This is a genomic window from Cryobacterium sp. 10I1 (genome assembly GCF_035019805.1).
Taxonomy (GTDB): Bacteria; Actinomycetota; Actinomycetes; order Actinomycetales; family Microbacteriaceae; genus Cryobacterium; species Cryobacterium glucosi.
Genome location: NZ_JASJVF010000015.1, coordinates 1 through 22,332, shown reverse-complemented (window position 1 = coordinate 22,332; position 22,332 = coordinate 1). Strand labels below are relative to the sequence as shown.

At 63.9% G+C, this 22,332-nt stretch carries 20 protein-coding genes and 1 riboswitch; of the genes, 11 read left to right on the top strand and 9 right to left on the bottom strand.

The features are described 5' to 3' along the window. Window positions 1-9 precede the first annotated feature (9 nt). Both QN345_RS03060 and QN345_RS03055 read right to left on the bottom strand, forming a co-directional pair. Window positions 10-897 (bottom strand): helix-turn-helix transcriptional regulator, encoded by an 888-nt coding sequence (locus QN345_RS03060; RefSeq protein ID WP_323504666.1) that lies wholly within the window; start codon window positions 895-897, stop codon window positions 10-12. A gap of 57 nt (window positions 898-954) precedes the next feature. After that, window positions 955-1,635, bottom strand: coding sequence for an SDR family NAD(P)-dependent oxidoreductase (locus tag QN345_RS03055; RefSeq protein WP_134449141.1), 681 nt, complete (start codon window positions 1,633-1,635; stop codon window positions 955-957). An 85-nt stretch (window positions 1,636-1,720) separates the two neighbouring features. Between QN345_RS03055 and QN345_RS03050 the strand changes: the two genes are divergently transcribed. Both QN345_RS03050 and arr read left to right on the top strand, forming a co-directional pair. Then, the gene (locus tag QN345_RS03050) at window positions 1,721-2,548 is read left to right on the top strand and encodes a helix-turn-helix transcriptional regulator (RefSeq protein WP_134449142.1); all 828 of its coding nucleotides are present in this window, start codon (window positions 1,721-1,723) and stop codon (window positions 2,546-2,548) included. Between the two features lie 63 nt (window positions 2,549-2,611). After that, entirely contained in the window at window positions 2,612-3,040 is a 429-nt protein-coding gene (arr, locus tag QN345_RS03045) for an NAD(+)--rifampin ADP-ribosyltransferase (protein WP_323504665.1), read from the top strand. Between the two features lie 56 nt (window positions 3,041-3,096). On the opposite strand, the gene pgi is transcribed toward arr, so the two are convergent. Beyond that, window positions 3,097-4,824 (bottom strand): glucose-6-phosphate isomerase, encoded by a 1,728-nt coding sequence (gene pgi, locus QN345_RS03040; protein ID WP_134449144.1) that lies wholly within the window; start codon window positions 4,822-4,824, stop codon window positions 3,097-3,099. A gap of 244 nt (window positions 4,825-5,068) precedes the next feature. Between pgi and QN345_RS03035 the strand changes: the two genes are divergently transcribed. Then, window positions 5,069-5,542: an aromatic ring-opening dioxygenase LigA gene (locus QN345_RS03035; protein ID WP_134558333.1), complete on the top strand. Its 474-nt coding sequence runs from the start codon at window positions 5,069-5,071 to the stop codon at window positions 5,540-5,542. Between the two features lie 256 nt (window positions 5,543-5,798). Then, window positions 5,799-6,689 carry an NADPH:quinone oxidoreductase family protein gene (locus tag QN345_RS03030; protein WP_241975245.1) on the top strand — a complete coding sequence of 297 codons (891 nt, stop codon included), beginning with the start codon at window positions 5,799-5,801 and terminating at the stop codon, window positions 6,687-6,689. Here the strand turns inward: QN345_RS03030 and QN345_RS03025 are convergent. Next, window positions 6,686-7,294: a TetR/AcrR family transcriptional regulator gene (locus tag QN345_RS03025; RefSeq protein ID WP_323504663.1), complete on the bottom strand. Its 609-nt coding sequence runs from the start codon at window positions 7,292-7,294 to the stop codon at window positions 6,686-6,688. The genes QN345_RS03030 and QN345_RS03025 overlap by 4 nt on opposite strands. 87 nt (window positions 7,295-7,381) lie before the next feature. Here QN345_RS03025 and QN345_RS03020 point away from each other — a divergent pair, with 87 nt between their 5' ends. Then, window positions 7,382-7,771: an MmcQ/YjbR family DNA-binding protein gene (locus QN345_RS03020; RefSeq protein ID WP_323504662.1), complete on the top strand. Its 390-nt coding sequence runs from the start codon at window positions 7,382-7,384 to the stop codon at window positions 7,769-7,771. 82 nt (window positions 7,772-7,853) lie between these two features. After that, complete coding sequence (locus QN345_RS03015) at window positions 7,854-9,176, top strand: replication-associated recombination protein A (protein WP_134562118.1); 1,323 nt, start codon at window positions 7,854-7,856, stop codon at window positions 9,174-9,176. A 363-nt stretch (window positions 9,177-9,539) separates the two neighbouring features. On the opposite strand, the gene QN345_RS03010 is transcribed toward QN345_RS03015, so the two are convergent. Beyond that, window positions 9,540-10,871, bottom strand: coding sequence for a HAMP domain-containing sensor histidine kinase (locus QN345_RS03010; RefSeq protein WP_323508444.1), 1,332 nt, complete (start codon window positions 10,869-10,871; stop codon window positions 9,540-9,542). Between the two features lie 42 nt (window positions 10,872-10,913). Further along, window positions 10,914-11,579, bottom strand: coding sequence for a response regulator transcription factor (locus QN345_RS03005; protein WP_323508443.1), 666 nt, complete (start codon window positions 11,577-11,579; stop codon window positions 10,914-10,916). A 191-nt stretch (window positions 11,580-11,770) separates the two neighbouring features. Here QN345_RS03005 and QN345_RS03000 point away from each other — a divergent pair, with 191 nt between their 5' ends. The 3 genes from QN345_RS03000 (at window position 11,771) to ftsW (ending at window position 15,167) form a co-directional block, all read left to right on the top strand. Continuing rightward, window positions 11,771-12,508 (top strand): hypothetical protein, encoded by a 738-nt coding sequence (locus tag QN345_RS03000; RefSeq protein ID WP_323504659.1) that lies wholly within the window; start codon window positions 11,771-11,773, stop codon window positions 12,506-12,508. A gap of 45 nt (window positions 12,509-12,553) precedes the next feature. Continuing rightward, window positions 12,554-13,510, top strand: a complete 957-nt coding sequence (locus tag QN345_RS02995; protein ID WP_323504658.1) for an alpha/beta hydrolase — start codon at window positions 12,554-12,556, stop codon at window positions 13,508-13,510. A gap of 523 nt (window positions 13,511-14,033) precedes the next feature. After that, window positions 14,034-15,167, top strand: a complete 1,134-nt coding sequence (gene ftsW, locus QN345_RS02990; RefSeq protein WP_323504669.1) for a putative lipid II flippase FtsW — start codon at window positions 14,034-14,036, stop codon at window positions 15,165-15,167. Between the two features lie 84 nt (window positions 15,168-15,251). Here ftsW and QN345_RS02985 read toward each other — a convergent pair whose 3' ends face one another. The 3 genes from QN345_RS02985 to QN345_RS02975 form a co-directional block, all read right to left on the bottom strand. Further along, complete coding sequence (locus QN345_RS02985) at window positions 15,252-15,848, bottom strand: hypothetical protein (RefSeq protein WP_323504657.1); 597 nt, start codon at window positions 15,846-15,848, stop codon at window positions 15,252-15,254. A gap of 355 nt (window positions 15,849-16,203) precedes the next feature. Then, window positions 16,204-17,514 carry an LCP family protein gene (locus QN345_RS02980; RefSeq protein WP_323508442.1) on the bottom strand — a complete coding sequence of 437 codons (1,311 nt, stop codon included), beginning with the start codon at window positions 17,512-17,514 and terminating at the stop codon, window positions 16,204-16,206. Between the two features lie 185 nt (window positions 17,515-17,699). Next, complete coding sequence (locus tag QN345_RS02975) at window positions 17,700-18,383, bottom strand: hypothetical protein (RefSeq protein WP_323504655.1); 684 nt, start codon at window positions 18,381-18,383, stop codon at window positions 17,700-17,702. A 281-nt stretch (window positions 18,384-18,664) separates the two neighbouring features. After that, a riboswitch (M-box (ykoK) riboswitch) is annotated at window positions 18,665-18,834 on the top strand. Between the two features lie 217 nt (window positions 18,835-19,051). Here QN345_RS02975 and QN345_RS02970 point away from each other — a divergent pair. Together QN345_RS02970 and QN345_RS02965 are read left to right on the top strand one after the other, a co-directional pair. Beyond that, a complete protein-coding gene (locus tag QN345_RS02970) occupies window positions 19,052-20,722 on the top strand; it encodes an Nramp family divalent metal transporter (RefSeq protein ID WP_323504654.1) in 1,671 nt (556 codons plus the stop codon). 78 nt (window positions 20,723-20,800) lie between these two features. After that, on the top strand, window positions 20,801-22,120 hold the full coding sequence (locus QN345_RS02965) for a magnesium transporter MgtE N-terminal domain-containing protein (RefSeq protein ID WP_323504653.1): 1,320 nt from the start codon (window positions 20,801-20,803) through the stop codon (window positions 22,118-22,120). Window positions 22,121-22,332 lie beyond the last annotated feature (212 nt).

Below are 22,332 nucleotides of genomic sequence, written 5' to 3'. Positions count from 1 at the left end.
TGGGGTTCCTCAGCCCGCGTGGTGCTCATCGATCGACAGGGCGCGAGATTCCCGCGCCTCTGTCGCAGCCCAGCTCGCCAGGAGGCCGAGGGCGTCTGCGGACTTCGTGCCCGGCTCGGCGCCGTACACGAGCAGGGTGAGCCCCTCGTCCGTCACAAGCTGCATGGCCTCGTAGGTGAGTTCGAGGTCGCCGACCACGGGGTGGTGGAGCCGTTTCTCCCCTGACGTGTGTTGGTAGACATCGTGGGCAGCCCAGCGGATGCGGAACTCCTCACTTCTCGTCGAGAGCTCCCCGATCAGGTCGGTCAGGCCCTTGTCATACGGGTTCTTGCCCGCTTCCGCCCGGAGCGTCGCGACCGTGCCGGAAGCGATCAGGTTCCAGTCGGGCCAGAAGTCGACCGCTCTCGGATCGAGGAACGCGAACCGCGCGGTGTTGGGGGGCGTCAGCGGGCCGTCGAAGACCGGCGCGTACAACGCGCGCCCCAGAGCGTTCGTCGCGAGGATGTCCATCCGCCCGTTACGCAGCCACGCCGGTGCGGCGATCGAATCCAGCAGCATGATGACACCGGGGCGAACCCGGCTGACGGCTGGTCGCCGCCGCGTACCGACAGAAGCATTGGCCGTCCGTGCCAGGTCGAACAGGTGAGCCCGCTCGGTTTCATCGAGCTGGAGAGCACGCACCAGGGCCTCGAGGACACTCTCGGAGACGCCGCCGAGGTTGCCGCGTTCGAGCCTGACGTAATAGTCCACACTCACCCCGGCGAGCATCGCGACCTCTTCGCGGCGGAGTCCGGCGACTCTCCTCTTCCCACCGAAGTCAGGCAGCCCGGCCTGTTCGGGCGTGATGCGTGCCCGCCGCGTCACCAGGAAGTCACGAATCTCGGTCTTGTTGTCCACGCCAAAACGGTACGTCACATCCCTCGAGGGTGGGAGGTCCTGCCAGTACCCGGAACGTCAGTAGGCGATGAGACCGTCACGGTCGCTGAACGTTCCGGTCGGACCGTCGTGACCGATCGTCGCCATCGCCACCGCAGCATCCGTGCCCTCGGTTACGGTCTGCGGGCCGCTGTGACCGTTGAGATCGGTGGACGTGTAGCCCGGATCGATCGTGTTCACCCGCATCGACGGCAGCATTTTGCTGTACTGCAGGGTGAGCATGATCACCGCGGCCTTGGACGTCATGTAGCCGAGGCCGGTGATCGTCGATTCGACGCGGGCGGGGTCTGTGACAAAACGCGGGAACCCGAGCCCACTGGCGACGTTGACGATCCGGGCGTTGCCGGACGCTCTGAGCAGCGGCAGGGCGGCCCGGGTGACGCGGACGATCGAGTACACGTTGGTGTCGAAGACCGCGGCCAGGTCGTCCGCACCGAATTCGTCGACTCCGGCGTGCGAGCCGACGATCCCGGCGTTGTTGATCAGAACGTCCAGCTCGGGTAGTGAGGCGATCGCGGATGCGACGGACTCGTCGTCCGTGACGTCCAGCTGCAGGACGTGGGCGCCGAGAGCAGCAGCATCCGTGCCGTTGGCCGTGTCGCGCATGCCGGCATAGACGGTGTGTCCGGCCCGGAGGAGGCGGCGGGCGGTTTCGAGTCCGAGGCCCTTGTTGGCACCGGTGATGAGTGTTGTTGTCATGATTCCAGCCTGCGGGCGTGCCCGCGACACTTGCTGGGATTGCCAGTACCACCCGCTGCCCAGCCGGGAAGGGCAGAGTGGAGCCATGCCAGAACTCGCTTCCCTGCTTCGCGCGTGGCGCGACCGGATCTCTCCCGTTGAGGCGGGTTTGCCGTCCGGTGGAGACCGACGCTCGCCCGGGCTGCGCCGCGAGGAGCTCGCGATGCTCGCCAACCTCAGCGTCGACTACGTCGTTCGTCTCGAGCAGGGCCGCGCCACGCATCCGTCACCGCAGGTGCTCGGGTCGCTCGCCCGCGCGCTTCGACTCACCAACGACGAACGGGACCACCTATTCCGCATCGGCGGGGTAGCGGTGCCGACGAAGACCATGGTCCCCCGGCACGTGACGCCGGGAGTTCGGCACATCGTCGACCGGCTCAGTGAAGTCCCCGTCGCGGTCTTCTCTGCCGCCTGGGATGCCCTGCTGGTCAACGACCTCTGGCTGACCTTGTTCGGTGAGGCTCCGGCGGCGGGACGCGGTTCCAACCTGCTCTGGAACCGGTTCGCCGGGGGCCCGTCGTTCGTCGAGCACAGCCCGGAGCACCTCGTTGAGTTCCATCGGGACCTCGTCGCCGATGTTCACGTGGCCTCGACCCGGTACCCGGACGACACCGCGCTCTCTGAACTCATCGCCGACCTGCGCGCGACCTCGGAGGAGTTCGAACGGTTATGGAGTTCGGCGACGTTCGGGGAACACCGCGAGTCCCGCAAGACCGTGCAGAACGCCCTCGTCGGCCCGATCACCTTCGATTGCGATGTCCTTGCGGCGCCCGGGAGTGACCTGAAGATCGTCGTGTACACGGTGGTTCCTGGCTCAACGGATGCTGCCAGGCTCGACCTCCTGCGGGTGAGCGCCATCCGGACGTTCGCCTGACCGCCCTGTTCTCGCACGGGGTCGGCCGGGTACGATCGTGAATCGACCTTTCAGGGAGTGCGCATGACAAACGAACCCACACCATTCGAAGTCCACGAATCGGGGGCCCTCTTTCACGGCACGAAAGCCGACCTGGCCGTGGGGGACCTGTTGGTGCCCGGGCGCGGGTCCAACTTCGAAGCGGGACGGACGACGAACTACGTCTACCTGACGGCGACCCTGGATGCCGCGACGTGGGGGGCCGAGCTCGCGGCCGGAGACGGCCGCGGCCGGATCTACATCGTCGAACCGACGGGTGCCCTCGAAGACGACCCCAACGTGACGGACAAGAAGTTCTCCGGGAACCCGACCCTGTCGTACCGCACCACGGAGCCGGTCACGATCGTCGGCGAACTCGAGGACTGGACAGGGCACTCCCCCGACCGGCTCCAGGCCATGCGCGACGGTCTCGCCGAACTCAAGCGCCAGGGTCTCGCGGTCATCTACGACTAGGAGCGACCGGAGACCCCTACCGGGTACGTCACCATGCGTGACGTACCCGGTCGGCGTCAGTTGCGCAGCTCGAGGTACTTCGAGATCAGGGCCTTCGTCGAGGAGTCCTGGGCTGCGAGTGCGTCCGCATCCCCGTCGACGGCGGGAGCGACCTGAAGCGCAAGCTGCTTGCCCAGTTCGACGCCCCACTGGTCGAACGAATCGATGCCCCAGATCGTGCCTTCGGTGAACACGATGTGCTCGTAGAGCGCGATGAGCTGGCCGACGACGCTCGGCGTGAGGGCCGGCGCGAGGATCGACGTCGTCGGACGGTTCCCGCTGAACGAGCGGGCCGGCACCACGGACTCGTCCGTGCCTTCTGCACGAACCTCCGCGGCCGTCTTCCCGAAGGCGAGCGCCTTCGTCTGGGCGAAGAAGTTCGCCATGAACAGCCCGTGGACGTCCTGTCCTGGCTCGACGGCGGCGCCGTCGCCCGTCTCATCCTTCAACGGGTGGGCGGGATTCGCGACCGCGATGAAGTCCGCGGGGACCAGGCGCGTGCCCTGGTGGATGAGCTGGTAGAAGGCGTGCTGTCCGTTCGTGCCCGGTTCGCCCCAGAAGATCTCACCGGTGTCGGTCGTGACGCTTGTCCCGTCCCAGCGGACGCTCTTTCCGTTCGATTCCATGGTGAGCTGCTGGAGGTACGCCGGGAAGCGGTGGAGGTACTGGGCGTATGGGAGCACAGCATGGCTCTGGGCCTTGAGGAAGTTGGAGTACCAGACGTTGAGAAGACCCATCAGGACCGGGACGTTCTGCTCGAGGGGCGCCGTGCGCATGTGCTCATCGATGGTGTGGAAACCGGACAGGAATTCGCGCCAGTTGTCCGGGCCGATGGCAACGACCACGGACGTGCCGATCGCGGAGTCGATCGAGAAACGGCCGCCGACCCAGTCCCAGAATCCAAAGGCGTTCTCGGGATCGATGCCGAATGCGGCGACCTTGTCGAGGGCGGTCGACACGGCGACGAAGTGCTTGGCGACGGCCGCGGCACGGGCGGCGTCAGTGTCCTCGATGGCGCCGGAGGCGAGGAGCTGGTTCCAGAGCCACTCGCGCGCCAACCGGGCGTTCGTGAGGGTCTCGAGGGTACCGAACGTCTTGGACGCGACAATGAAAAGGGTGGTCTCCGGGTCCAGGTTCGCCGTCTTCTCGTAGACATCCGTCGGGTCGATGTTCGAGACGAAGCGGCACTCGAGGCCCGCCTGCACATACGGTTTCAACGCTTCGTAGACCATGACGGGGCCGAGGTCGGACCCGCCGATCCCGATGTTGACGACAGTCTTAATGGCCTTGCCCGTTATACCGGTCCACGCGCCGGACCTCACCTTGTCGGCGAATGCGTAGACCTTGTCGAGTGTGGCGTGGACGTCGGCGTCGACATCCGCACCGTCGACGACGAAGCCGGTCGGCGGCACGAGGTCTGCGCCATTCTTCGGGCGGCGGAGCGCCGTGTGGAGAACCGCACGGTCTTCGGTGACGTTGATGTGCTCGCCGGTGATCATGGCGTTGAACCGGCCTGAGACGTCGACGTCCTTCGCGAGCTGCACGAGGTGGGCCAGGATCTCTTCGGTCAGGAGATTCTTCGACAGGTCGACCGTGAGGTCGCCGGCCTGCAAGGTGTAGCGACCAGCTCGTCCCGGGTCGGTGGCGAACCACTCGCGGAGATCAGGCGAGAATCCCTCGGCGATGCCGGCGAGCTGACTCCAAGCGTCGGTAGACGTGGGATCAACGGGGGCGAATTCGGTCATGGATTCCTCCTGGACAATGGATCAGCAAACCGCCCGCGACTCCCGCAGTTCAGCGAGGCGGACCGCTTACCAGCCTATGGCCGTGTTCGGCGACCGTCTAACGCCAACCGGTTCAACCAGAACGCAGCAGGGACGGGCGGCGGGCTCGGTGCAATCGGATCTCACGTCACAAGCGAGTTTCATCTGGAGTCGGCATGCAGAACTGTGTGACACTCGAGTGTTCCGCTTCACGAAAGGATGATCGATGTCGTCGTTGCCCACTGCAATCGCCCTTCGCCGCACCGCAGGTCTTACCATTGCGGCCGGTTCGCTTTTCGTCGCCGTCGGAGCAGGTGCGTGGCTCACGGTCACGAAGCAGCTGCGCGATGAAAAGATCACAGTACCCGGCAACGCGCCCATTCTCGCGGGCAAGACGGTGCAGGGGCCGGTGACGGCCTACGTCGAGGCGCTCGTCATCAAGAACAATGCTGAGCGCGGAGCGGGTGGGCGCACATTCGCCGATATCAGTGCGGCCCTGAGAGGCCTTGACGCGACCAGCGACGAGGCAGTCGAGCTGCGCAAACAGAGCGCGGCGCTTTCAACAGGGGCATCGCTGCGCACCTCGCTGCTGACGTCCGTGCTCGCCTACGGGGTCAGCGCCTTCGCCGGCGGACTCGGGGCCTTCTTTCTGATCGTGGGTACGCAACTGCGTCGAGTCGACGCAGGTGGATCGCGCTGATTCACCAATCTGGCGCCTGAATTCTCGGGGCTGTCACCGCTGGCGCCGTGCCGCTCCAGGGATGACTTTCGCCCCGGGCTCTGTTGGCGCGCGGAAGATCCCAGGTCTGGCGGCCGACGCAAAGTCACTTGTCGGCATGATTGAACGTATGAACTCACGTGCGACGACAATGCGGGCAGTGCGGAACACCACACACGGTGGACCCCGGCTACTCGAAACACACACGATCCCGATTCCCGTCCGCGCACGAGGCGAAGTGCTCGTAGAGGTTCATGCCGCAGGGATCGCCTACCCGGATGTGCTGCAATCTCGGGGCGAGTACCAGCTGCGCGTCCCGGTTCCGTTCACAATTGGGAGCGAGTTCTCCGGGATCGTCGTCGACGCCGATGCCGACTCGGGATTCACGGCCGGCGACCGCGTTCTCGGCGTTGCCGGTTCTGGCGCGTTCGCAGACTTTGTGGTCACGCCTGCGGATCGCGTCCTGCCCCTTCCGGATGAGATCGACTTCATCGCGGCGGCGGCCATGCCCATCAACGTCCTGAGCGCAGAATTCGCCCTGGGGGAACGCGGCAATCTCCGTGCGGGCGAGACGGTGCTCATCCATGGCGCCGCGGGCGGTCTCGGAGTCGCACTCACCCAACAGGCGAAGCTGCGCGGCGCCGAGGTCATCGCCGTCGTCTCCACGCCGGAAAAGGCGCAACTGGCGCGAGACGTCGGGGCAGACCACGTCATCCGGCCTCACGACTTCCTGAGCGAGACTCGCAGAATCACGAACGGCCGCGGGGTGGACATGGTGCTCGATCCTGTCGGTGGCGAACGGTTCACTGACTCGCTGCGTGCGCTGGCGACCCGCGGGCGGCTCCTCGTTCTCGGTTTCACGGGCGGCAGCATCCCCACCGTGAAGGTGAACCGCCTGCTCCTGAACAACACGACTATCATCGGCGTCGCGTGGGAGGGACTGATGCCGACCTGCTCCGTCTCGCTTACGGCCCAATGGGAACGCCTGGCACCGGTCGTCGCTCGAGGCGCGCTCGCCCCGGTGATCCACGAGGTGGTGGCATTCGAGGAGGCCGCCGAAGCGGTCGCCGCCCTGGATGAACGACGGGCTGTCGGAAAGACCGTTCTCACGGTGCACCCCCGCCGTTAGACGCCGGGGGTACTCTCGGCTACTCCTCGCCGGTCGCCGCGCTCCATGCGGGTGACGGCTATATCGACCAGAGCTCGATAGGCGCTGCGCACCATGCCCTGATCGAGAGGATCGCCGGGGTGGAGTGCCCGGTAGCTCCACCACCCCCACATGAGGGCGTCGACAGCACGGGCCGTGCCATCAGGCAGAGAGCGGCGAAGAACCATGAGGGACTCCTCTTGGAGGTCGCGGAGGACTTCCGCAACCCGGGGACTGCGCGCGCCGTAGAGGTGCATCTCCTCATACAAGCGGATGTCCGTGAGCGTTGGAGCTGTCGACCCGCACGTGGCGGCCACGAGCGCGTCAACGACATCAGTGTCGAGACGGGCGTCGCGCATCGGGGCCGCGTATCGCGGTTCGAGTCCGTCTCTCAAGGTCTCGAACGCGCTGACGATCAACGTCTCCAGGTCGGCGAAATAGTACGTCGTGGACCCGAGCGGCACGCCGGCCTGCTCGGCGATGCGTCGATATGACGCCGCGTGCACGCCTTCTGACGCGATGACCTCCAGTGCTGCCCGAAGGATCCGGGTTCGGCGCTCCGGGTCATTCGGCTTGCCCTTCCTCACGCGACCCCCTTGATGTCAGACAAAGTATGTACCATTGTACGCAGATCCAGAAAGCCCAGAAACGGGCAGTGACCCCAGGAGGACGACATGCAGGGTGACACACTCCAGCAACGCGCCCGAGAGCGCGTCGGGGAGCTTCCCGGCGCAGAGCTCGAGCACCCCTTCGGACCCGACTGGGAGGTATTCAAAGTCCGTGGAAAGGTCTTCATGCTGATCACCGAAATTACTGGTGAATCGATCGTGATCGTCAAGGCGGACCCGGAAGACAGCCGAGCTCTCCGCCAGCAGCGCAAGGACATCACGCCGGGCTACCACATGAACAAGCAGCACTGGATCACCTTGAATCCAGGCGGAGACCTGCACGAGTCTCTCATCGACGATCTCGTCACCGAGTCCTACCTCCTCGTGGTCGAGAATCTGCCACGCGCAAAACGCCCGGTCGATCCCGAACTGTTCGGCCACCGGAGCGGACTGTGACGCTCTCGCGCGGGCAGCTGCAGCAGCACACCCCTAGCGTCGGCACGATCACGAGCGGTCACTATTTTGACAAGCGGCAGTCGTGAGCGAGGCACCGTCTCTCTTCGACATCGACGACGAGTCACGGCCGCTGGCTGATCGGCTCCGGCCGCGCACCCTGAACGACGTCATCGGGCAGGGCCATGTTCTTGGGGCGGACGCACCGATCGGGCGAATGGTCAACGCACAGAGACTCATGTCGATGGTGCTCTGGGGGCCACCCGGGTGCGGCAAGACCACGATCGCGCGGCTTCTCGCCGAGCAGACCAACCTCGCGTTCGAACCCCTTTCTGCCACCTTCGCCGGCGTCGCCGACCTTCGAAAAGTGTTTCAAGCAGCGCGGCGCCGGCGCGAGGTCGGTCAAGGCACGCTGCTGTTCGTCGACGAGATCCACCGCTTCAACCGCGCCCAGCAGGACTCGTTCCTTCCCTACGTCGAAGATGGTACCGTCATCCTCGTTGGCGCGACCACGGAGAACCCCAGCTTCGAACTCAACGGAGCACTGCTCTCCCGCACCCAGGTCTTCGTTCTGAAGCGCCTCGACGACGTTGCACTCAGCACCCTCATCACCCGAGCCGAAACGCTCATCGGTCAGCCGCTACCGCTGACCGATGAGGCGCGTCAGGCTTTGATCGCGATGGCGGACGGTGACGGCCGGTACCTGCTGAACATGATCGAGCAGGTACACGCCCTGCCCGCACCCGTCGACCCGGCAGCCCTCGCGGCCGCCGTGCAGAGACGGGCACCGCTATACGACAAAGCGCAGGAAGGCCACTACAACCTCATCTCCGCTCTCCACAAGTCGATGCGCGGCTCCGACCCAGACGCAGCCCTGTACTGGTTGGCACGGATGCTCGACGGCGGTGAAGACCCCCTGTTCATCGCCCGCCGCATCACCCGATTCGCCACCGAGGACATCGGCATGGCTGACCCGAACGCCGTTCAACAGGCCCTCGCCGCCTGGGACGTCTATGACCGCCTCGGTTCACCAGAGGGAGAACTCGCACTCGCGCAGGCCGTCATCTACCTGGCAACCGCGCCGAAGTCGATCGGCGTGTATCGCGGATTCAACAAGGCCCGCGCCGCCGCGAAGCGGACCGGATCGCTGATGCCGCCCGCGCACATCCTCAATGCCCCAACCCGCCTCATGAAAGATCTCGGGTACGGCGAGGGCTATCAGTACGACCCGGACACCGAGAACGGGTTCTCAGGCGCGAACTTCTTCCCAGAGGGCATACCCCGACAGACCTTCTACGAACCCTCCGCCGAGGGATATGAGCGAGCCATTTCCGCACGGCTTCGCCACTGGGCCCAGCTCCGGGACGGTGCCGCCAGTGGCCGTACTCCCGAATCCGACCCCGACTAATCCGGGCAATGAAAAAGACCCCCGGACTTCCGCGTAATTACGCGGATCTCGGGGGCCTTACAGTGCGGAGACGGTGGCATTTGAACTCTGCCCGTGCAATCATTCGGGCTGTTCTGCGCTCACGATCCGCGTAATTACGCGGAAGTTGGATCATCCGAGCGGCCTCGAATCACGTGGTTTTTTCACAAGTGTTGCCATTTTGTTGCCACGACCGTTCCTTGTCCACGCTTGCGACGTTGGGCAGACGCTATCGATGCGACGTACTGCCGAACTCTCGCGCCTCCATTCACGATCCGCCCGGCTAACCCAAGGGTCCTGCCGGCTTGGCTGCGAATCCGTAGCCTCTGGCCTCATCCTGGTGAGCTATGAGGCACCAGCCGAGGTGAGGTCGACGGCGAAGCAGGTACCATTTCGGATTGACGACCGCACGAAGATGGTTCCGCCGAGACGGCCGACCAGTTGCGCTGCGATCGAGAGTCCGAGGCCCGTATTCACCGGACGCAGGTCCCTGTAGCGCGCCCGCAGGATCCCCCGCTCGAACGCGACGGCCGCGTCAGCGTCCGTGAGCCCCGGTCCACTGTCTCGAACCTCGATCCGGACGGTGTCATCCCCAACACGTTTCGCAGTGAGGACTACCACTCCCCCCGAGGGAGTTGCACGGAGTGCGTTCTCGACCAGTCCATCCACGATCTGTCGCAGGCGCATCGGATCAGTCAGGATCGGGACTGGATCGCCCGCAGAGCTGTTCACTTGAAGACTGACTCCCAATTGAGCGCACTGACCGCGCCATGCTCGCTCGACCTCGTACAACACCGCCGTCGCGTCGGTCGACCGCAACTCCAGGGTGAAATCGTCAGCCTCCAATCGCGCCAGTTCGAGGAGATCGCTGACAAACCGGTCTAACCGCTTCGCTTCAGCCACCAGGATCACTCCGACAGCAGAACCATCAGTCTCGGGGATGACGCCGTCCGCAAGCGCCTCCGCATAGCCGCGGATCGCAGTCAGGGGGGTACGGATCTCGTGCGAAACCGAAAGCAGAAACTCCCGCTGACGGCCCTCGCTCGTCCCGAGCGCTCGATCCAAGGCGGTCAGGGCGGTCGAGACGTCATCGATCTCGGGGATCCCATGGGACACAACGACGAGGCCACGTTCGCCGCCAGCCAGCCGACGAGCATCTCGAGCCATGACCTGGAGCGGACGGGCAAGCCTGCGCGACAGGAACACGCCCGCCACGATGGCGGCAACCAGGCCGATCGCGACTGCGATCAGAATACGTCCGGCGATGAGGCTACTCGATTCGGTGACGTCAGCGACGCGCAGGAAGCCGACGAGCCCTCCGCCGCCCGGGCGGGGACGGCCTTCGACGACGTAAGTATCGCCGCCGACTTGCACCGTTGTCGAGGCGGAGCGATCAGAGCCCAGAACGCCAATCATCGTTCTCTTGACCTCGGCGCCCACCGCACCCTGTGCTTTGCCATCTGGACCGATGAGCAGGAATCGCTCTCCGTGCGAGCCGAGGATTTTGTCGTCCTGCATGAGCGCGCGCAGCGAGGCGAGCGGCTGGTGGCTGAGCGCACTCGTCTGAGCGGCCAACGCCGACTGCGCTTGACCGGTCACAAGCACGGTGAGCAGTTGTAACGAGACCACCGTGGTGATCAGCACGGCCACACAAGCGACGCCCACCGTGACGAGCATGATCCGGCCGCCCAGGGAGCGGACCCACCGTCGAAGTGACATTCAGTCGGCCTGACCGGTGACGCAGTACCCGATGCCGCGTACAGTTCGGATCGGACAGGTCGGGCCGAGCTTTCCGCGCACCTGGGCGATGTGCACATCAACAGTACGGCTCGCACTGTAGTCGGCGATTCCCCACACGACCGCGAGGAGTTCCTCCCTCGAATACACGCGTCCGGGTCGAGCCATCAGCTGCGCAAGAAGATCAAATTCCGTCGCCGTCAACGTGACCGGCGCGTTCCCGCGCCGGACGGTCCGGGCACCAGGGTCGAGGACCACGTCGCCAACCCGAAGCAGGGCGGCGCCGCCGAGGCCGGACGAGCGCCGGATGATGCTCTTGACCCGCGCCACCAACTCACGAGGCGAGAAGGGCTTGGTCACGTAGTCGTCGGCCCCGAGCTCCATGCCCAGCACGCGATCGATTTCGTCATCTCTGGCCGTGACGAACAGCACAGGAGTCCAGTCTCCGGAATCCCTCATGGCGCGGCAGACTTCAATCCCGTCCAGGACGGGCAAGCCGACATCCAGGAGCACTGCCGCCGGGCGAAGGCTCCGGACGCGATCGAGTCCGCCTCGACCGTCGGTCTCCAGATGCACCGTGAACCCGGATCGCACCAGAAAAAGGCGCTCGATATCCGCGATGGCCGGATCGTCCTCGACGACCAGCACGAGTCCCCTGTCGTCAGTCACAAGGTCCATTAACCCCCGCGGCGATGGATCTGCTCTCATGGCACGCCCGGTTTGAGCGTCGGCCTTACCAAACCCGAACATTGATCTCACACATCTCGAACAGGGCCCAGGCAGTGTTGATCATGTCGAAGTCTCGTCGACATCAATGACCGAGCCTGGGAGTGTTTCCAATGAATCGAACTATTCGACCCGCTATTCTCGGCGCCGCGGCCCTCACCGCACTCGCGGCGCTGGGCGCCACACCGGCGTTCGCCGATTCGACGCCCGCTCCAGCCCCGTCCTCCGCTACCGTTCACTCGAAAACACCGCGCACCCTCACGAGTGTGCAGGCGTCCGCCGCCGCCGCGACCGGGAAACGAATCGCCTCCTTGAACGCAGCGATCGCAAAAGTCACGGCCAACACCTCACTTGTCAGCTCCGACAAGGCTGCCCTCCTAGGGAATCTCACCAGCGACCTCGGCGGCATGAACACCCTCGCGTCGAAAATCGCCGCGGACTCCGACCTCGCTCAGGCTAAAATCGACTACGCCGACATCTTCACTACCTATCGGGTCTCTTCGGTCGCACTTCCGCAGTCGGTGTTCGTGACGTTTGCGGACACTGTGACCTCCAAGACGACAGCGAATCTTGCCGCCGAACAGACACGGCTCTCGGGCCTCCTCTCAGGAAAGGACGCATCCAAGTCCACCGAGGCGCTACAAGCAGATCTCACGGACATGGCTGCCCAGATCGGCAAAGCCACCGGCGCCGTATCCGGACTGGCCGCCGGATCGCTCGCCGTCACACCGGAGCAGTACGCCGCCAACCACGACGTCATGAAAGCCTTCAAGGCATCCGCGACCACGGCTCGCGCCGCACTCAAGCAGGCGCAGACCGACGCGAAGACCATCAGAGCCGCACTCAAGTAACGCCAACCGGTAGCGCGACCGTGGCATAGGACAGAGACACAAACAGTGAGAATAAATGCAAGACGCAACAGGATCCGTATCCCGAGTGCCGCTCTGATCGTCGCGGTCCTCGGAGTAGGGGGCTTCGTCCTCCTGGACCGCTCTGCCTCTGCCACGGGTCCGGCTCCGCAGCCCACCCCCGATAGTTCACTGGCGGCATCCGCCCTGCCGATCACCGGGACCGTGGAGACGGTGCACATCCCGGCGACGGCATCCGGCTTCACCGCTCGAGACGCGGAGGTTTACCAGCCGCCGGCCGCTCAGCTCGCTAACGCCCCGGCCCTACCGTTCGTGCTGATGATGATGGGCCAGCCCGGATACCCGGATGCTTCTTACATCGGGTCCGTCCTCGACACGTTCGCGCTTACCCATAACGGTCAGGCCCCCATCGTCGTCGTCGCGGATCAGCTCGGCGACCCGAGCGTTGATTCCCTCTGTCTGGACACACCCGCACACGGCAACGTGCAGACCTACATTGAGCAGGATGTCGTGAATTGGGCGCGTGCAAACCTGCGCATCCTGCGCAACCGCGTCGAGTGGACCGTTGCGGGGTTCTCCAATGGCGGCCAGTGCGCCATCTCCTTGGCTGCCCGGTTCCCGGATGTCTGGGGAAACGTGATCAGCGCGTCCGGGACGACCTTCGCGGGAACGGAATCCGAGCCCACGGTTCTCGCCGATGTCTTCGGCGGAGACCAAGCCGCCTACGATGCGACGAAACCAGCGACCGTGATGTCGTCAACGTCCTACCCCGATACCGATGCCGTGTTCACTGTCGGGGCGGATGACTCCGTGATCGGACCGCCCCAGAAGGAATTGAGTACCGTTGCCCTGGACGCCGGCATGGCGACCAGCTATTACGAAGTCCCCGGCGAAGGCCACACCGTCGGGGCGCTCCTCGGAGGACTCACGAAGGCGTTCGACCTTCTGGCCCCACGCCTCGGTATTCAAAGCATCGCACCCTGATATGCCGCTGAGGGCGGCCGATAGATTCAGCCGCCCATGTGGTTACCCAGGCCTGTTATCGCTGCGGACCGGATTTGATTGCGGCCTCGGAAAGCGAAGCCCCATTCGTCGTCGACACCAACCTGTGAAACTGCACGAGACACCGGTCCAGCCCTCAGAAGCTTTTCAGGATTCGGTGCCGCTCCCTTCCCAAGGTGTCTGGAATGCTCGACTGGTGATCAGAAACTTGCTCATGCCGCAACACCTTTATCGTCGCTCGCGGCGCCTTCATCCTGTCGTTCAATGACTCATTGGCCGCGTTGACCCGACGGGACAGCCCAAGGCACCGCCAATGAGTTGTCCTCTAGCTTTCAGAACTCCCCGGGATCCGGAGCATTTCGCGCCGGCCGTCCCGGCAGACCCCCGGTACGGACACGTGAGACCTATGGACACTCCTTCTCGTCTACGCACGCTCGATACGCCATCAGAGCCTGCCCGCGACGGGCAGGGGACCGTAGCGGCCACAAGGATCCGCGTGGGACGGATGCTGCGCACACCATCTGCTGATTACTTTCTACTGTTGGGCGTGACGCTCTTTCTTGTCTTCTTCGGCCTCGCTATGGTGTTGTCCTCATCGTCAGTCGATTCATATGTGAGCAATGGCGGGTTCTTCGGCGTTCTCATCCATCAAGGCTTCATCGCGATCGTCGGCATCCCGCTGATGCTGATTGTGAGCCGAGCACCAATGAAATTCTGGCAACGCATTGCCTGGCCAGCCCTGATCGCGACGTGCCTGGTGCAATGCCTCGTCTTCACACCATTGGGCGTGACTGTGGCCGGAAATACGAACTGGTTGTCGGTGGGCAGTTTCCAATTCCAACCCTCGGAAGCCATAAAGGTCGCCCTAGTCATCTGGTTGGGCACGATTCTCGCGCAAAAGCAGGACCAACTCCACGACTGGCGCCACGTGCTCATTCCAGTCTTCGGCGTCGGCGGTGCCGCCGTATTACTCGTGATGATCCGCGGCGACCTGGGAACAACGGTCATCCTGGGCGGCATCTTGTTCGGCTCCCTGGTCTTCGCCGGGGTGCGGATGCGGATGCTCGCGATCCCGCTGGGGGTCGGGGCGGTGGGCGCGGTCGCCGCAGCAGCAGCGAGCAGCAACCGGCTGACGCGGGTTCTGGCGTTCTTCGGGACAGGCTGCGACAGCAGCTCCAAGACCATCTCGGCCGCGTGCTGGCAGCCTCTCCATGGCACGTGGGCCATGGCCGATGGCGGGATCTTCGGTGTGGGTCTCGGTAACTCCAAAGCCAAGTGGTCCTGGTTGCCTGCCGCCGACAATGATTACATCTACGCCATCATCGGTGAAGAACTCGGCCTAATCGGCGCCATCGTCGTGCTCCTGTTGTTCATTGTCCTCGCGATTGCGTTCCTCCGGATCATGAGCGCCACCCCGCACCTCCAGGTTCGAGTGACAACGGCCGCCGTGATGGTCTGGGTCGTCGGGCAGGCGCTCGTCAACATGGGAGTTGTGCTGGGCTTCATCCCGGTCCTCGGAGTCCCCTTGCCGCTGATCTCCGCCGGCGGCACCGCCCTGTTGACGACTCTCATCGGGATTGGCGTGGTGCTCTCCTTCGCTCGCAATGCAACCCGAACACCCAGCCTGCTCGCATCGTGATCGGGCGATGACCGCTCCACGCTCACTCGCCTTGCTGTGGTTCAGGACGACAAGAGCATAGCTACGGCTGGGGCTGATCGCGTGTCAGCTGAGGATGTTCACGGCGCGGGAGATCACCAGTGCGAGCAGGACGAAGCCCGTGAGAGCTTGATACCCCATCAACGCCTTGGCCCGAACCGTGAGGGGCATCACGTCAGTGGGGCTGAAGGCCATCATGTTATTCAGTGAGAGGTAGGCGTAGTCAAAATAGCCGGGGCGCCAATTCTCGCCTCCTGGGGCTCCATCCTGTTGCGGGAAACGGAAGTCAACTGTCGCCGTCGACCAGAGGAGCGGGTCCCGGCGAGCCACGGGGCCCGAGCGATCCAGCTCCCAGTACACCAGGGAAAAAGCCAGCACATTCGTTATCCACACTTGCGCGGCGGTGAGCAGGACATCCGGGCCGCTCACATGCCCGTAGAGAAGTTCATACACAGTAAAGACGACGGTCACCTGGTTCGCCAACGTCAGCAGAGAGGCCAGCCCGATTGACAACCAACGCGACCACGTGGTCTCCCTGGAGAGGCGGCGCGGGTTCAGAATCGTGAGGGGGATGACCAGGAGCACGCCCAGTGAGGGAATCACCCACCGTGGTACAAGCTGGACCTTCTCAGGGATGAGTAGGTAAAGGATGAGGCTCACCATCACAGCGGCCAGAACAGGCCAACGGTGTTCGTGTCGCCTCGAGGGTTCCGTCACAACTGTCACAATCTGAAGTGTAAGTCCGCGCGAATTCCGATCGCCAATGCTGCTGTCTCGAACCGGCGACAAGAAGCCTCGGGGAAGATTCGCCTAGAAGCGAACCAGCTCCCAGAACGACGCCTGTCCCTCACTTGAGTTCGCGGTTGAGAAAGTGGACGAAGTGGAGGATTCAGGAAATCGAACCTGACAAGGTGCACCGACTTGCACATCCCCCGGGAACCCCGATGTTAACTCGGGCAATCTCAAAGCGCAATTCCGGGCTACGCGTGTTTCGGTCAAGTCGACGCCTTCAGCTGCGTCAGTTCCCCTTGCTGCACGTCTGTTCGGCCGCGGTCTGCCCGGTGACTGTGGACGGAAGCACTGCTCCTGCAGGCGTGGTCGTAGGTGACGGGGTGGCTCGGGGCGGTGACGCTGTCGCAGTGGTCGACGAGCTCGGCGCTGGCGTCGGAATCGCTGTGGCAGTCGCCGATTCGTCGATGACTGCCGCCCGGCCGGGCAACCCGCTGAGGACGATCGGCTGATCGGCGACGAGGGCGGCGTTGACGATCTTGGCCCCGGTCGATTGCGGGATCACCCGGTTCACGTCCTGAGGGTCGGCGACGGTCGGGTATTGGAGGAAGACCATGTTGGCCAGGCCCGTGTCCTTGAGGGCGAGTGCGATCTGGACCAGCGTCGTCGGGTTCGTCAGCGTGTCAGACAAGACCATATTGCCCGTCGCGGCTTTGGCCAGGGAATACAGCATGACCGGGTTCCCGAGCACCCCGCCGCTTTCCACCTTCCGGGCCAGGGCAGCCATGAAGACCTGCTGGTTGCTGATCCGGCCGAGATCACTGCCGTCGCCGACGCCATGCCGGCTACGGAGGAACGACAGCGCCTCCTCGCCCACAATGGTCTGTTGGCCCGCTGCTAGATGCAGCGGTGGATTCGTGTAGAGGTCATTGATCGGGGACGCGACACACACAGTGACACCGCCAACGGCGTTGGACATGGCCGTGACGCCATCGAAACTGATCTGCGCGGCGAACGGGATCTGGAGACCCGTGAGCTTCTCGATCGTGACCACGACGCAGGAGAGTCCGCCGCGCGCGAGCGTCGTGTTCAGCATCACCCGGCTTGACGCGGAGGCGGTCGACCCGTCGGCCTGGGGGCAGGCAGGGACGGCTACCATCAGGTCCCGAGGGAAGCTGATCACGCTCATGCTGTGGTGGTCCTGCGCGATGTGCAGCAGCATCGTGACGTCGTTGTTGCCCGCTCCGGCACTCGCGGCCAGCTCTGCATTCGTCGAGTATGCGCCGCCCTGCCCGGTGCGGGTATCCGTGCCCGTCAGGAGCAGGTTGACACCCCCGGTGATCGCGGCCACGTCCGCAGCCGGGGCCTGCGTACTGCCCGAGGTGTCCGCCATGTGGGCAAGATGCACACCGGGCTTCACGCTGCCGGCGACATCCCAGGCGGCCACTCCTGCGACCGCTCCCCCGCTGACAACCAGCACACCGGTTGTGAACGCCAGGATCGTGGCGACGGATCGCCACGGGCTGCGGCGGGCGAGTCGCCCGTGTCGGACCGGCACCCCAGCCGAACGCGCGTGGGCCCGCAATTTCGGGTTGTGCATCGCCCTCACCATTTCCCAAGCGCTGATCTACGACTGGCGAGCTGAAATCCGCTCTGAGCGGAGCCTACGCAGACCCTGCTGGATGGGCGCTGGATGGAGGCCGTGCAGGCTGAAGTCCCGCTCAGATCCGTGTTCGAGTCTCTCCGTTGTTCCCGGGTCCCGGTCACGAGTCGCGGCCCGAAGTTTCAGACATTACTGCCCTCAGGATCGGTCGGCCGCAGCTGCCGGTCGAATGAGTAGGCAAGGGGTTGACCGGCGGAAAGTTCGTCGCCGAGCTCTGCTGCGTTTCCGCTCAGTGTGGCGCGAAGGCCCCGGATCGACGCGGGGCTCGCGATAATCAGGACCGTCTGGTGGACGAGGAGAAAGGAAACGACACGCTCGGAGTAGAAATCAGACATCACCGCTATCGCGACGGTATTCGGGACGACTACCTCCGTGCCTGAGACTCGAACGTCACCTTCCCGCCCAGTCGCCACGTGTTCTGCGGCATCACTGGGGTCCGGGGGCCTCTCGGTCCGGCTGAGCCAGCCCTCCGGATAACCGTGAGCATGTCGGGTGGTCGCTCGAGCATGTGGCCAGGCAGCCTCTACGTCGAGGCGACGATCTGAGATAACCGTGCGCGGGAGCTTGTGCAATTCACATAGGAGCGTATTGACGAACCGAATACTGTTTGTTCGCGGCGGCGTGAACACGACATCGGGATTGACCTTCGCCGCCGCCAGCAGATCCGCAGCGCGTCGCGCCAGAATGACGGCCGAATCGTCCACGTTGGTTCGGCCCGACCTATCGATGGCTTCGTCGTTTTTAGCAGGGACAGATTCGATCGTGTCCCCAAATCCCAACAGAATCAGTACACCGAATTCACTCATCCTCCTCGCGCTCCTTCCACTATGGGATGCTGCACCATGGTGCGGCCCTCGGCATCGAGGCGATGGTTGTGCAGGCTGACCACAGTCAAACACCATGCAGCCGGGCAATCTAGGAAGGCCAGCATCACCTATCACGTGTTGGATCCCGGGAATTCTCCAATAGTCATGGCATCGTCATCCGCCAGTGGGCGGCGGACTCACGGTCGGTTTGCTGCGGGTCTGAGCGTAGCCACACCTTGCTTGCGGAGCAGTAAATTCTCCGCGTAACGTGACTCTCGCAAGGCGCCACTTGTTAGCTGAGGCTCCTTTGCGGATACAAGCCAGCGACCCCCAACGTCTAGAGACGCCCCGGGTCAGGACAGGTTTTCCCGGAACAAGGGATTGCCCCGATTGGCTCCCGACTCCCGGGTTAACGCCGCAAAGTGCCAAAGGTCTTATGAGAAGAGGTCACCACGGCCGGTCAGGTCGGACTCTTCGAGCGCGCTGAACGAAGTGGAGGGAGTGAGTCGATGAGCGAGAGCCATAGACCCTGTCTCCCCCTGCCCGCACTGGCTCGATAGACACCCGTTCCTCCCCCGGCCGCGCCCTATGGGCCCGCACCCTTCCGGCGATACCCCGGATTCCCTACGCTTGCACACACTCGCTCCCTGCGCAGAAAGCCGCACACGATGACGAACACCAACGAAAGCGTCACCAGCCCTGAGCCGGGCCCCACCCCGACGGGGCCCATATCTGCTGTACTCGACTCTGCGCATCTCGGCGATATCGAGGGCGCCATGGGCACAATCCGTTTGGGCGATGATGCGCCTCGCCGAGGGTTCCCGGCCAAGCTCCGCACCCTGCTTGCGATCCTCGGCCCCGGCCTCATCGTGATGGTGGGAGATAACGACGCCGGTGCCTTCGGGACCTACACCGAGGCCGGGCAAAACTACGGCACCTCACTCTTATGGACCTTGCTCCTGCTCGTTCCGGTTCTGTACGTGAATCAGGAGATGGTGTTGCGGCTGGGTGTGGTGACCGGGGTAGGCCATGCCCGGTTGATCCTGGAACGGTTCGGAAAGTTCTGGGGTGCGTTCAGCGTCATCGACCTGTTCATCCTGAACGCGCTCACGATCGTCACCGAATTCATCGGGATCAGTCTGGGGCTCCAATACCTGGGCATCCCTCAGGTCCCCGGCGTCATCGTCGCAGCCCTGCTTGTTCTGGGCGCCGTGAGTACAGGGTCCTTCAAGAGATTCGAACGCGTCAGCCTGTTCCTGGTTGCTGGGTCACTGCTTCTGATTCCCATTTTCGTGCTCTCTCGCCCGGATCTGGGCGAGATGGCCAGGAACTTCGTCATACCGGGAATGCCCGCGGGTTCACAACTCTCGACAGTGATGCTGCTGATCATCGGAATCGTCGGGACGACCGTCGCCCCGTGGCAGTTGTTCTTCCAACAGTCGTACGTCATCGACAAGCGCATCACCCCGCGCTTCATGAACTATGAAAAGGTCGACCTGTGGATCGGGATTTTGATGGTCATCGTGGGTGCGGCGGCGATCATCGGCTTCACCTCTGCGACGTTCACGGGGCGACCAGAATTCGGCAACTTCACCGACGCTTTGGGAGTGGCAGAGGGCCTCGGTAAGTATGTAGGGCCGGGCGTGGGAATCATGTTCGCGATCGCGCTGATCGACGCATCGATCATCGGGGCGGCTGCCGTCGGCCTCTCGACGTCATACGCCCTGGGCGACGTGTTGGGATTGAAGCATTCCCTGCACCGCAAACCGTGGGAGGCCAAAGGGTTCTACGCCGTGTTCGCGGGCCTCCTCGTGATCGCTGCCACCGTCGTCCTCATCCCCGGTAGCCCGCTCGGACTCTTGACCGTCGGCGTGCAAACCCTCGCCGGAGTGCTGTTGCCCTCCGCCACAGTCTTTCTTCTTTTGCTCTGCAACGACAAGGAAGTCCTCGGACCCTGGGTCAACGGCAAGTGGCTGAACCTGTTCACCTCGGTGGTGGTCGCCATCCTGGTCATGCTTTCCATCGTCCTCACGGCCAGCGTGTTGTTCCCGGATATCACGGCCGGTACGATCCTGTGGATCCTCGGTGGGGGCACTTTCCTCGGCCTGGTCACCGGTCTGATCGTGGGTGTGGTGCGCCGCCGACGCCCGGCTCGGGAGCCCGTCCCGAAGATGGAGCACGCTCAGCGGTTGCGCTGGCGGATGCCACCCTTGGCCCTTCTATCCAGACCCGAGCTCTCTTCGGGCCGGCGCGTCGGCCTTGCCGTCTTGCGCACGTACCTGCTCCTGGCGATGGCGTTGGTCGTCGTGCGGGTAGTTCAACTCGCTCTCGGCCACTGAGCAAATGAGTCTTACGCTCAAGTCAACATCCTCAAGTCCGCCAAGAACCCAAGCAACGATCGGGAAAGAAGACCCACAGTGAACACGACGATCCGCGGTATGACCGATTCCGAGGTCGGCCTCTCGCAGTTGCTCCGGCACACCGTCGTTGACGGTCAAGGCAAAGCCCTCGGCAGACTCTCTGACGTCATTGTCCGACTCCGCGGGGACGATTATCCGCTCCTGACCGCGCTGGTGGTCCGGGTCGGCTCCGAAACGGTATTTGTCCCCATCGCCGACGTCCAGGACCTCGCGCCCGATAACGTCCAGCTTGCCAGCGCCCGTCTCGACGTCCGGGCCTTCGAACGCCGGCCAGGAGAAGTACTCTTGAACGCGGATGTCCTCGGCCACCGGCTCATCGACGTGGACCTCGCCTCCCTGGTCCGCGCCCACGATGTGTACATCACCCGCCTAGTCCCGGCCCACGACGTGTATCTCAGCCCGGCCCCGGGCGTCTGGGTCGTCACCGGGCTCAACGTCCACCAGTCGCACTGGTGGTCCCCACGCCGCGACAAGGGCAATCATCCTGTGCGGGACTGGCGCTCCTTCGAAGCCCTGATCGGACACCAACCCTCCGTACTCGTTCGCACGTCATTCGGGAAGCTCCGCCGGCTGAAGGCCGCTCAGATGGCAGACATCATTGAAACAGCAGACGCAAAGGAACAGGATGAGCTCCTCGCCCAGGTCCACGCAGACCCAGAATTCGAAGCGGACGTTTTCGAAGAACTCGAAGAAGACAGTCTGTCCCAACTCCTCAAGTCCAAAAGCACCGCGGATGTCGCCTCGGTCCTGTCCCGTATGCGTGCCGACGACGCCGCTGACGCGATTACCGACCTGCCCCAGGAGAGGCGCCAGGATGTGCTTTCACTCCTCCCCGAACCTCATCGCACCAAAGTCCTCACACTCTTGGGTTATCACAATGCAACGGCAGGAGGACTCATGGGTGTGGAGTACCTCGCCCTGTCCGAAACCGCCACCATACGGGACGCCCTTGACATCATCCGGACCTCCACCACCGAACAACCCGAAGCACTCACAACCATCTACACCCTCGACAGCAACGAGCGGCTAACCGGAGCGATCAGCATCATCCGCGCCCTCCAGGCCGACGCTCAACTCATGCTGAGGGAAGTAGTCGACCCCGAACCAGTCCACGCAGCCCCCGAAGACGACATCATCGACGTCACAACTCGGATGGCGGACTTCAACCTCCTCACCCTGCCGGTAGTGGATGAAGACGGGCATATCCTCGGCATCATCACAGTCGACGATGCCCTCGAAGCCGCACTCCCAGAAGACTGGCGACGCAGAGAAGCACAGGCGCACAGCTCCCAGCCTCCACTCACCGACGAAGACTGAACCGCCCAAATGGGCGGCGAACTACTAACAACGCTCATCACGGCGGTGCTGAGCGTTGATCGACCGCCACGCATTCACGTTCCGAGGCCAGGACGATCAACCTAGTCCTCGCCTTCGCCGTCTGCGTCCTGGCCAGGGTCTGTCAAGTTTTCGGTGTAACTGGGTTTGATTTTTAGTTGTCGCGGATGGAGAGTCGGCCGTTGAAGGTGATG

Excerpts from the sequence above, each read along its gene's own strand:
- QN345_RS02980 (WP_323508442.1), bottom strand. The coding sequence starts at position 17,514 with ATGCACAACCCGAAATTGCGGGCCCACGCGCGTTCGGCTGGGGTGCCG.
- QN345_RS03055 (WP_134449141.1), bottom strand. The coding sequence starts at position 1,635 with ATGACAACAACACTCATCACCGGTGCCAACAAGGGCCTCGGACTCGAA.
- QN345_RS02970 (WP_323504654.1), top strand. The coding sequence starts at position 19,052 with ATGACGAACACCAACGAAAGCGTCACCAGCCCTGAGCCGGGCCCCACC.
- ftsW (WP_323504669.1), top strand. The coding sequence starts at position 14,034 with ATGCTGCGCACACCATCTGCTGATTACTTTCTACTGTTGGGCGTGACG.
- QN345_RS03020 (WP_323504662.1), top strand. The coding sequence starts at position 7,382 with ATGCAGGGTGACACACTCCAGCAACGCGCCCGAGAGCGCGTCGGGGAG.
- QN345_RS03050 (WP_134449142.1), top strand. The coding sequence starts at position 1,721 with ATGCCAGAACTCGCTTCCCTGCTTCGCGCGTGGCGCGACCGGATCTCT.
- QN345_RS03000 (WP_323504659.1), top strand. The coding sequence starts at position 11,771 with ATGAATCGAACTATTCGACCCGCTATTCTCGGCGCCGCGGCCCTCACC.
- QN345_RS03010 (WP_323508444.1), bottom strand. The coding sequence starts at position 10,871 with ATGCTCGTCACGGTGGGCGTCGCTTGTGTGGCCGTGCTGATCACCACG.
- QN345_RS03035 (WP_134558333.1), top strand. The coding sequence starts at position 5,069 with ATGTCGTCGTTGCCCACTGCAATCGCCCTTCGCCGCACCGCAGGTCTT.
- QN345_RS02985 (WP_323504657.1), bottom strand. The coding sequence starts at position 15,848 with ATGGTGAGCCTCATCCTTTACCTACTCATCCCTGAGAAGGTCCAGCTT.
- QN345_RS02975 (WP_323504655.1), bottom strand. The coding sequence starts at position 18,383 with ATGAGTGAATTCGGTGTACTGATTCTGTTGGGATTTGGGGACACGATC.
- pgi (WP_134449144.1), bottom strand. The coding sequence starts at position 4,824 with ATGACCGAATTCGCCCCCGTTGATCCCACGTCTACCGACGCTTGGAGT.
- arr (WP_323504665.1), top strand. The coding sequence starts at position 2,612 with ATGACAAACGAACCCACACCATTCGAAGTCCACGAATCGGGGGCCCTC.